Consider the following 1,432-nt stretch of genomic DNA (forward strand, 5'->3'; position numbering starts at 1 on the left):
GATGCCGACGAACACCTCGCGCACCGTGAACAGCGCGACGAGGATGACCGCGCCCAAGCCGACGCCCACGGCGATGGGCCGTGCGACCATGGCGCAGCGGATCAGCCGGGCCAAGCAGAAGCTGCGCGGCGCGAGCTTCGCCATGCCCGGCCCGGACGAGTTCGCCGCCCGGCTGAGGTCCGTGCTGCACGTGCTGTACCTGATCTTCAACGAGGGCTACACCAGCAGCGTCGGCGGTTCGCTGCACCGCACCGAGCTGTCGGGTGAGGCGATCCGGCTGACCAGGGCCGTGCACGCCCGGCTGCCGTCCGACCCCGAGGTTGCGGGCCTGCTGGCGCTGATGCTGCTCACCGACGCGCGCCGGCCGGCGCGGACCGGCCCGAACGGCGCGCTCGTCCCGCTGGCCGAGCAGGACCGGTCGCGCTGGGACGAGGAGCTGATCGTGGAGGGCGTCGAGCTGATCATGGCCGCGGTGGAGCGCGGCGCGATCGGGGAGTACCAGTTGCAGGCGTCGATCGCGGCCATCCACGACGACGCGCGCCGCGCCGAGGACACCGACTGGCCGCAGATCCTGGGCATGTACGGGCTGCTGGAGCGGATGACCGGCAACCCGGTGGTGTCGCTCAACCGGGCCGTCGCGGTGGCGATGGTGCACGGGCCCGCCGCCGGCCTGGAGCTGATCGACACCCTGGACGAGCGCCTGGCCGGCAACCACCGGCTCGACGCGGTGCGCGCCCACCTGCACGAAATGGCCGGCGACGTGCCGCGGGCCGTGGCGCACTACCGGGCGGCCGCCGCGCGCACCACCAGCACCCCCGAGCAGCGGTACCTGATGGACAAGGCGGCCCGCCTGGCACGCTGACCGGCGCGGTTATCCTCGGTGGTGGGGTCGAGGACGGGGGTGGTCGCACGTGACCGAGCGCAAACCGGCAGGGGTGGGCTTCGAGACCTGGATCGAGCGCCAGATCCGCGAGGCGCAGGACCGCGGCGAGTTCGAGGGCCTGCCGGGTGCCGGCAAGCCGTTGCGCGGGCTGCACGAGCCGCACGACGAGCTGTGGTGGGTGAAGGAGAAGCTGCGCCGCGAGGAGGGCACGGCGCTCCCGCCGACGTTGCTGCTGCGCAAGCAGGCCGACGCCGCGCGCGAGGCCGCCGGGCGGGCGCGCACGGAGGCCGAGGTGCGCTCGATCCTGGCCGACATCAACGCGAGGATCGAAGAGGCCATCCGCAAGCCGATGTCCGGCCCTCCGCTCAACCTCATGCCGTTCGACGTGGAGCACGTCGTGGCCCGGTGGCGCGAGCAGCACGGCTCCCGCTGACCTGCCCGCTCCGGCCGCGGTGCCCGTGACGGTCAGGTGACGCCGGCCGCGTCGAGCAGGGCGGTCGCGGTGGCGACGCCGAGGCCCGAGAGCGGTTCGGCGCGGACCACCGCGCG

General features: G+C 74.0%; 1 protein-coding gene and 1 pseudogene. Both read left to right on the forward strand.

Annotated features, from left to right (window positions below; all coding sequences use genetic code 11):
- Nucleotides 1–82 precede the first annotated feature (82 nt).
- A pseudogene (locus AB0G02_RS40135) lies at nucleotides 83–862 on the forward strand (DUF6596 domain-containing protein); the annotation flags it as partial.
- Nucleotides 863–911: 49 nt separating this feature from the next.
- Nucleotides 912–1,316, forward strand: coding sequence for a DUF1992 domain-containing protein (locus tag AB0G02_RS40140; RefSeq protein ID WP_360805763.1), 405 nt, complete (start codon nucleotides 912–914; stop codon nucleotides 1,314–1,316).
- Nucleotides 1,317–1,432: the final 116 nt, after the last annotated feature.

It is taken from the genome of Actinosynnema sp. NPDC023658 (assembly GCF_040639995.1).
Lineage (GTDB): Bacteria > Actinomycetota > Actinomycetes > Mycobacteriales > Pseudonocardiaceae > Actinosynnema.